This window comes from Mycobacterium sp., from assembly GCF_019247615.1.
Lineage (GTDB): Bacteria > Actinomycetota > Actinomycetes > Mycobacteriales > Mycobacteriaceae > Mycobacterium.
This window is the reverse complement of sequence record NZ_JAFBAT010000021.1, coordinates 1-7,537: the sequence shown is the minus strand read 5'-3', so window position 1 is coordinate 7,537 and position 7,537 is coordinate 1. Positions and strand designations below refer to the sequence as shown.

10 protein-coding genes and 1 pseudogene are annotated in these 7,537 nt (G+C 66.8%); 7 read left to right on the top strand and 4 right to left on the bottom strand.

Going from position 1 to position 7,537, the window contains the following annotated elements; all coding sequences use genetic code 11:
- Together JO059_RS01520 and JO059_RS01515 are read left to right on the top strand one after the other, a co-directional pair.
- Window positions 1-232, top strand: a pseudogene (locus JO059_RS01520) (sulfotransferase); the annotation flags it as partial.
- A gap of 23 nt (window positions 233-255) precedes the next feature.
- Window positions 256-1,155 carry an alpha/beta hydrolase gene (locus tag JO059_RS01515; RefSeq protein ID WP_293314192.1) on the top strand — a complete coding sequence of 300 codons (900 nt, stop codon included), beginning with the start codon at window positions 256-258 and terminating at the stop codon, window positions 1,153-1,155.
- A gap of 100 nt (window positions 1,156-1,255) precedes the next feature.
- Here the strand turns inward: JO059_RS01515 and JO059_RS01510 are convergent, their stop codons facing one another.
- Both JO059_RS01510 and JO059_RS01505 read right to left on the bottom strand, forming a co-directional pair.
- Window positions 1,256-1,468 (bottom strand): TOBE domain-containing protein, encoded by a 213-nt coding sequence (locus tag JO059_RS01510; protein ID WP_293314190.1) that lies wholly within the window; start codon window positions 1,466-1,468, stop codon window positions 1,256-1,258.
- 37 nt (window positions 1,469-1,505) lie between these two features.
- Window positions 1,506-2,099 (bottom strand): TetR/AcrR family transcriptional regulator, encoded by a 594-nt coding sequence (locus JO059_RS01505; protein WP_293314198.1) that lies wholly within the window; start codon window positions 2,097-2,099, stop codon window positions 1,506-1,508.
- Between the two features lie 150 nt (window positions 2,100-2,249).
- Between JO059_RS01505 and JO059_RS01500 the strand changes: the two genes are divergently transcribed.
- Entirely contained in the window at window positions 2,250-3,575 is a 1,326-nt protein-coding gene (locus tag JO059_RS01500) for a cytochrome P450 (RefSeq protein WP_293314189.1), read from the top strand.
- A 10-nt stretch (window positions 3,576-3,585) separates the two neighbouring features.
- Here the strand turns inward: JO059_RS01500 and msrA are convergent, their stop codons facing one another.
- Entirely contained in the window at window positions 3,586-4,101 is a 516-nt protein-coding gene (msrA, locus tag JO059_RS01495) for a peptide-methionine (S)-S-oxide reductase MsrA (RefSeq protein WP_293314187.1), read from the bottom strand.
- Window positions 4,102-4,192: 91 nt separating this feature from the next.
- Between msrA and JO059_RS01490 the strand changes: the two genes are divergently transcribed.
- The 3 genes from JO059_RS01490 (at window position 4,193) to JO059_RS01480 (ending at window position 6,269) form a co-directional block, all read left to right on the top strand.
- Window positions 4,193-4,699, top strand: coding sequence for a nuclear transport factor 2 family protein (locus tag JO059_RS01490; protein WP_293314186.1), 507 nt, complete (start codon window positions 4,193-4,195; stop codon window positions 4,697-4,699).
- A 40-nt stretch (window positions 4,700-4,739) separates the two neighbouring features.
- On the top strand, window positions 4,740-5,780 hold the full coding sequence (locus JO059_RS01485; RefSeq protein ID WP_293314196.1) for an NAD-dependent epimerase/dehydratase family protein: 1,041 nt from the start codon (window positions 4,740-4,742) through the stop codon (window positions 5,778-5,780).
- Window positions 5,781-5,888: 108 nt separating this feature from the next.
- Window positions 5,889-6,269, top strand: coding sequence for a DUF427 domain-containing protein (locus tag JO059_RS01480; protein WP_293314184.1), 381 nt, complete (start codon window positions 5,889-5,891; stop codon window positions 6,267-6,269).
- Here JO059_RS01480 and JO059_RS01475 read toward each other — a convergent pair.
- Window positions 6,258-6,659 (bottom strand): nuclear transport factor 2 family protein, encoded by a 402-nt coding sequence (locus tag JO059_RS01475; RefSeq protein ID WP_293314182.1) that lies wholly within the window; start codon window positions 6,657-6,659, stop codon window positions 6,258-6,260. The genes JO059_RS01480 and JO059_RS01475 overlap by 12 nt on opposite strands.
- A gap of 38 nt (window positions 6,660-6,697) precedes the next feature.
- On the opposite strand from JO059_RS01475, the gene JO059_RS01470 reads away from it, so the two are divergent.
- Window positions 6,698-7,537, top strand: an 840-nt coding sequence (locus JO059_RS01470; protein ID WP_293314194.1) for a DNA-3-methyladenine glycosylase 2 family protein, incomplete at its 3' end; no start/stop codon positions are given.

The following is a 7,537-nucleotide window of genomic DNA, read 5'->3' as shown; positions in this document are numbered from 1 at the left end:
CGACATCCGCTTCGACGACTTCATGGCCGACGAACTCGGAGTCGCCCAGCGGGTGTACGCCTTGGCCGGCGAACCGTTCACCGCACAAGCACGCACGGCGATCGGCGACTACCTGGCGGGCCACCGGCGGGGCCGCCTGGGAAACGTCGAAGTGTCCTGCGAGATGTTCGGGCTGACGGAGGAGGGTCTGCGCACACGCTTCGCGCCGTACGTCGAGCGGTTCCTCGCGTAGCGCATCGACTACCTTCTCAACACATGGTTGCTATGCCCGCGCTCGACGGCGTGGAACACAGGTACGTGGAGTTAGGGAACGGCGTGACGATCCACGTGGCGGACTCGGGACCCGCCACCGGACAAGCGGTGATGCTGGTCCACGGTTTCCCCCAAAATTGGTGGCAGTGGCACGAATTGATCCCTCCGCTGGCCGCAGACGGCTATCGGGTGCTGTGCCCCGACCTGCGCGGCGCGGGCTGGAGTTCGGCCCCGCCTTCGGACTACCGCAAGAACGACATGGCCGACGACCTGGCCGGCATCCTGGACCGGCTGGGTGTCGCGACGGTCACGCTCGCCGGCCACGACTGGGGCGGACCGATTGCGTTCATCATGATGCTGCGCCACCCGGAGAAGGTGACCGGGTTCCTAGGAATGAACACCGCGGCGCCGTGGCTGCGGCCCGACCTCGCGCTGATGCGCAACCTGTGGCGGTTTTGGTATCAGATTCCGTTGTTTCTGCCGGTGATAGGTCCGCGGCTGATCGGCGATCCAAGGGCTCGGTTGTACCGATTGCTGGCATCGTGGATCGGTGGAGGTTACCTGGTGCCCGAGCACACCGTGCGGTTCTACGTCGAGTGCATGCGGCAACCGGGGCATGCGGCGGCCGCTTCGCGTTGGTACCGCACGTTTCTGAGCGTGGAACTGATCGCCTGGTTGCGCGGCGAGTACGAGCCGAAAGACGGTGCGCGCGTCAATGTCCCGGTCCGCTGGCTGTGCGGAACCAAAGACCCGGTATTCAAAAAGAACATGCTGGACGGATATGCCGACCGGATCAGCGATTTTCAGGTCGAGTTGGTCGACGACGTCGGCCACTGGATCGTCGAACAGCGACCCGACCTGGTGCTCGACCGGCTGCGCGCCGTCCTTCGCGAAGAAAGTTGAAGCACTGCAAAGCTTTTCGCGGGGCTTGTCTCGTCGAGACCGAAGCTAGGCACACTCCCCCCGCGTGCCGTCTGCCGGTGTTCGGTGTCGCGGCCGCGGGTCAGTCGACGCCGATGGCGACTTCGGTGGACTTGATGAACACCGTCGCCGGCTGGCCCTCCTTCAGGCCGAGCTCGAGTGCGGCGTCCTTGGTGACCGATGACGTGACGATCTGATCGCCGCCGTCAAGTTGCACTTTCACGATTGCCATCACGCTGCCGAGATTGACCTCGGTGATCGTTCCTGTGAGTTGATTCCGGGTCGATAGCCGCATCGCGATCCTCCGTAGTTGGGTGAGTCGGGCATTCACCCTAGTGCCGCGGACCCAGCAGCGCGATGGACGCATCCACGGCCGGCTCGACGATGTCGCGGACGGGCCGGCCATCTTCGACGGCCAGCGCCGTCAGTTCGCGCAGACCACCCAAGAGGATCACGGCGAGCGGCTCGGTCAACGGAGGCAGATCGGCTCGCCGGAACCCCGGGCTGGCGCTGAGGTCGATCAGCAAGGTGGACAGCAACTCCAGCCCGCGGCGCTGCAGGGGGCGAGCGACCGCGCCGAGCGACGGCAGCTCGCGAATCCAGCTCAGGGTGATGGCCGGGCGGGACTCGATATGCCCAACATAGGCCTCGACGGCCTGACGAATCTGCCGGTGCCAGTCGGCTTCCGGATCGACCGCCGCGGCGATCTGTTCCCCGAGCCGCTCGACGTCGGCCCGCAGCAGCTCGAGGAAGCAGTGTTCCTTGCCGTCGAACTGGTCGTAGAAGGTCCGCTTGGAGGTGCGGGCGTGGCGCACGACGTCGGCGACCGTGCTGGCGCGGTAGCCGCGCTCGCCGATGGCGGCGGCGAGACCGTCGAGCAGGCGCAGCCGAAAGTGATCGGGTGCTGCCGGGGGATCGGCGGGTATCGCGTCGTCAACCGCTGATGTCACGCGGGCGACCCCCTTGGTGCGTACGGCGTCTTGTCAGCCTTGGTACCACAGAGTACCGTAGCGGCCAAGGCCTTGGTACTCGGCGGTACCAACCCCCCTGCGGGGAGAGACGGGAGCATCAGCGCTATGAGCGAAGTAGTGACCGCCACACCGACCGTCCGGCTGCCACCGGCCACCCGGATGCCGAAGATGTTGCAGGGCTTGTTCTTTGCGGCTTCCCGACGGCGGATGATTCAGCGGCTGGCGCGACGCCACGGCAACGTGTTCACGGTCAACATTCCGATCTACGGCCGCGTGGTGGTCGTCGGGGACTGGCGGTTGGCAAAGCAGATCTTCACCACCGGCCCCGAGGAACTCGGCAACATCCGGCCCAATCTGAGCCGGCTGTTCGGCTCCGGCTCCGTATTCGCGCTCGACGGCGACGATCACCGCCGTCGGCGACGGCTGTTGGCGCCGCCGTTCCACGGCAAGAGCATGAAGAACTACGAGCGCATCATCGAAGAGGAGACGCTGCGAGAGACCGCCAACTGGCCACAGGGCCGGCCTTTCGCGACGTTGCCCTCGATGATGCACATCACGCTCAACGCCATCCTGCGAGCCGTGTTCGGGGCCGAGGGCGCCGAACTCGACGAGCTGCGCCGGCTGATCCCCCCATGGGTCACCCTGGGGTCTCGCCTGGCAACGTTGCCGAAACCCGAACGCGATTATGGGCGGTTCACCCCATGGGGCCGGTTGGCGCAGTGGCGGCGCCAATACGACGCGATCGTCGACAGGCTGATCGACGCCGAACTGGCGGACCCGAATTTCACCGAGCGCACCGACGTGCTCGCCCTCATGCTGCGCAGCACCTACGAGGATGGTTCGGCGATGTCCCGCAAGGACATTGGCGACGAGCTACTCACCCTGCTGGCCGCCGGACACGAAACCACCGCCTCCACGCTGGGCTGGGCGTTCGAACGGTTGAGCCGGCACCCGGAGGTGCTGGCCGCGTTGGTCGACGAGGTCGACGGTGCCGCTGATGGCGGGTCCGAGCTGCGCCAGGCGACGATTCTCGAGGTCCAGCGAGCCCGGACCGTCATCGATTTCGCGGCTCGCCGCGTTCACCCACCGCTCTTCCAACTCGGTGAATGGGTAATCCCGCGCGGGGACTCGATCATCGTCAGCATCGCCCAGATCCACAACGATCCCAGCGTCTTCCCCGACCCGGACCGCTTCGACCCGAAGCGCTACATCGACGGCAAGCCATCCTCGTTCGCCTGGATCCCGTTCGGTGGCGGCACGCGGCGTTGCCTGGGCGCCGCGTTCGCCAACATGGAGATGGACGTGGTGCTGCGAACAGTCTTGCGCCACTTCAGCATTGAGACCACGACGGAACCCGGGGAGCGGTGGCACGGTCGGGGCGTCGCCTTCACGCCGAAAGACGGCGGACGGATTGTGGTCCACCGGCGCTGAGCGCGCCGACTTATCGGTCGACGGCGGCCCGGCGCGGCAGTTTCCAGCCGGGCCGCACGTAGTGGCAGGTGTAGCCGTTGGGGAAACGCTCCAAGTAGTCCTGGTGCTCGGGCTCGGCCTCCCAGAAGTCGCCGGCCGGGCTGACCTCGGTCACGACCTTGCCGGGCCATAGACCCGACGCATCGACGTCGGCGATGGTGTCCAGCGCGATGCGCTTCTGCTCGTCGTCGAGGTAGAAAATGGCCGAACGATAGCTGGGGCCCCGGTCGTTGCCCTGCCGGTTCTTGGTGGTCGGATCGTGGATCTGGAAGAAGAACTCGAGCAGCGCGCGGTAGTCGGTGACCGTTGGGTCGTAGACGATTTCGATGGCCTCTGCATGCGTGCCGTGGTTGCGGTAGGTCGCGTGCGGGACGTCGCCGCCGGTGTAGCCGACCCGGGTCGAGATCACGCCGGGCTGGTTGCGGATCAGGTCCTGCATTCCCCAGAAGCAGCCGCCCGCGAGGATCGCCTTCTGCGTGCCGGTCATGCTGTCCTCCTCGGTAAGTCCTCGTCGGTAACCGACGACGTTCGCCAGGCTACACTCCGGCGATGACCCGCAACGGCGCCAGGAAGCCCCGGTGAGCTCGCCTGAGTTCTCCCGCAGCGAACTGGCGGCCGCCTTCGAGAAGTTCGAGGAGACGGTCGCGCGGGCGGCCGAGACGCGGGACTGGGAAGCCTGGGTAGCCCAGTACACGCCGGATGTCGAGTACGTCGAGCACGCGGCCGGCACCATGCGCGGGCGCGACGAGGTGCGCGACTGGATTCAGCGAACAATGACGACCTTTCCGGGCAGCCACATGGTCGCCTTCCCGACGCTGTGGTCGGTGGTGGACGAGCCGACCGGGCGGATCATCTGCGAGCTGGACAACCCGATGAAAGACCCGGGTGACGGCACCGTGATCAGCGCGACGAACATCTCGATCGTCACCTATGCCGGTGACGGCCTGTGGTGCCGGCAGGAAGACATCTATAACCCGCTGCGCTTCTTGCGGGCGGGCCTGAAATGGTGCCGCAAGGCGCAGGCCCTCGGCACCCTCGACGACAACGCGGCGCGCTGGATGCTCGAGAACGGTGGTCCGGAATGAAACCAGTGAAAGAAGATCCGCGGTGAGCGCGCAACCTAAGCTGGGCCCCAAGCTCGTCATAGGCGCCAACGGTTTTCTGGGTTCCCATGTGACCCGACTGCTCGTCGCCGACGGCGCAGCAGAAGTCCGGGCGATGGTGCGCCCGACCGCCAATACCCGGGCCATCGACGACCTCCCCGTCACCCGCTTCCACGGGGACGTGTTCGACACCCCCGTATTGCGTGCGGCGATGGACGGCGTCGACGACGTCTATTACTGCGTCGTCGACACCCGCGCATGGTTGCGCGACCCCTCGCCCCTGTTCCGCACCAACGTGGACGGCCTGCGCAACGTGCTTGATGTTGCGGTCGCCCAGCCCGATCTACGCAGGTTCATCTTCACCAGTACCTACGCCACGGTGGGCCGGCGACGCGGGCACGTTGCGACCGAGGACGACCGCGTCGACTCGCGTGGGGCGACCCCCTACGTCCAATCCCGGGTTCAGGCCGAAGATCTGGTAATGCGGTACGTGGCCGAAGCCGGGCTGCCCGCGATCGCGATGTGCGTCTCAACGACTTACGGCAGCGGCGACTGGGGCCGCACCCCGCATGGTGCGTTCATCGCCGGAGCGGTGTTCGGCAAGCTGCCGTTCCTGATGGACGGCATCCGGCTGGAAGTGGTCGGCGTCGAGGATGCCGCCCGGGCAATGATTCTGGCCGCCGAGCGCGGCCGCGTCGGCGAGCGCTACCTGATATCGGAACGGATGATCGCGCTGGCCGACGTCGTGCGGATTGCCGCCGAGGAGGCCGGCGTGCCGCCACCGCGACGCTCGATTTCCGTGCCGACGCTGTATGCGCTGGGCGCGCTGGGCAGCCTGAGAGCAAGGATCACCGGCAAAGATGCCGAACTGAGCTTGGCATCGGTGCGGATGATGCGCGCCGAAGCCGAGGTCGATCACGGCAAGGCAGTCCGCGAGCTGGGATGGCAGCCGCGCCCGGTGGAGGAGTCCGTTCGCGAGGCGGCTCGGTTCTGGGCCGCGCTGAAGGGCGCGCAGACCGCGAGGAAACGCGCGGGGAACAGCGCCGCCACTCGGGCCGAATAGCGGGCCGAATAGCGAGGCCGATAGCCCGGTTGTCGTTAGGCGGGAATCGGGAAGTGTTGAGCCGGGGATGACGTTGCAAGGTCTGTCTCGTCTGAGGAGGTAAGGACCATGAGCCATCCGGAGGTCAAAGAACCGGGCGCCGGGCACCCGATCACCATTAAGCCGACAGCTGGTCGGGTGCAGGTGCGCGTCAAGGGCGACCTGGTCGCCGACACCGAGGCCGCCTTGTCATTGCTCGAAGCGACTTTGCCTGCGGTGCAATACATTCCGATGGCGGACGTCGTCCAGGACCGGCTGACCCGGACCGACACCCGCACACACTGCCCGTTCAAAGGTGACGCCAGCTACTACAGCGTGACCACGTCGGCCGGCGAGACGGTCGACGATGTGATCTGGACGTATGAACAGCCCTATCCCGCTGTCGCGGCCATCGCCGGCCACGTCGCCTTCTACCCGAACAAGGCCGAGATCAGCGTCTCAGCGCAGTAGGTAGTCGCGCGGCAGCACCGCCGCCAGCGCCTCGGTGTCGCTGTAGTCGCGCACCGAGACGATCAGCCCGCCGCGGGTCTCGAAGATGCACACGAACGGGCCGTCGTATGTGCTGCCGTCGGCGGTCGTTCCCCAGGCGTTCGCCTCGACCACCACCGTGTCTCCCTCGCTGATGCACCGATGCAGCTCGATGGTGACCTCGAGAACGCGTTTGCGTCGCTCGATCCCGTGACGCAGCATCTGCTTGTCAACAGAAGTGCGCGTGTAAAGGCTCCAATACGTGAAGTCGTCGCTGAGCAACGTGAAGCCCTCATCCAGATCGCCGTCTTCGCTGATGGATTGCAGGAACATCCACGCCAGCTCGGCCTGCGGGGCATCGAACGGCGTCATCACATCGCAATATTGTCTTGGCCGGTGGTGAACGGTCAATCGGGCTCGTCAGGTCGGAGCTCCTCGTGAAGCGTGCGCGCACTGTGGCGTTTCCCGGGGCGTCCGGCTTCGGGCACACGTTGGCGCCGCTTCGCCGGGGCCCGCGGGATCCGTGCTTCCGGGCGTCCGGGGACGGCACCATCTGGCGGACCAGCCTGCTGCCCTCCGGCCCCGTCACGGCCGTGATCAGCCGTGCGGCACCCGACGCCGCCCACTGCATTGCGTGGGGCGGCGGGGCCGGAGAGTTCATCGAGATGCTGCCCGCGCTGCTGGGCGCCGACGACAACGCCGCTGATTTCGCGCCGCGACATCCGACCGTTGCGGCGGCCCACCGGCGGCTTCCCGACCTCCGGCTGGGCCGCACGGGACTGGTGTTGGAAGCCCTCATTCCCGCGATCATCGAGCAGCGGGTGCCCGGTGCCGACGCGTTTCGATCGTGGCGGCTGCTGGTGAATAAGTATGGGACGCCCGCGCCGGGCCCCGCTCCGGCCGGCATGCGTGTGCCGCCGCCGGCGGAGGTGTGGCGCAACATCCCGTCCTGGGAGTTTCATCGCGCCAACGTCGACCCCCGACGCGCTCAGACGGTGGTGAGTTGCTCGCGGCGGGCGGCGTCGCTGGAACGATTGGTTGAGTGGTCGGCGGCGCAGGCCCGCGAAGCGTTGACCTCATTGCCGGGAGTGGGCGCGTGGACCGCCGCCGAGACGGCGCAGCGGGCTCTCGGTGACGCCGATGCCGTATCGGTGGGCGACTACCACATCCCGAAAATGATCGGTTGGACACTGTTGGGCCACCCGGTGGATGACGCGGGCATGCTCGAGATGCTGGAGCCGATGCGCCCG

Coding starts and splice junctions, on each gene's coding strand:
- JO059_RS01475 (WP_293314182.1), bottom strand. CDS start 6,659: ATGACGCCGTTCGATGCCCCGCAGGCCGAGCTGGCGTGGATGTTCCTG.
- JO059_RS01515 (WP_293314192.1), top strand. CDS start 256: ATGGTTGCTATGCCCGCGCTCGACGGCGTGGAACACAGGTACGTGGAG.
- msrA (WP_293314187.1), bottom strand. CDS start 4,101: ATGACCGGCACGCAGAAGGCGATCCTCGCGGGCGGCTGCTTCTGGGGA.
- JO059_RS01500 (WP_293314189.1), top strand. CDS start 2,250: ATGAGCGAAGTAGTGACCGCCACACCGACCGTCCGGCTGCCACCGGCC.
- JO059_RS01480 (WP_293314184.1), top strand. CDS start 5,889: ATGAGCCATCCGGAGGTCAAAGAACCGGGCGCCGGGCACCCGATCACC.
- JO059_RS01510 (WP_293314190.1), bottom strand. CDS start 1,468: ATGCGGCTATCGACCCGGAATCAACTCACAGGAACGATCACCGAGGTC.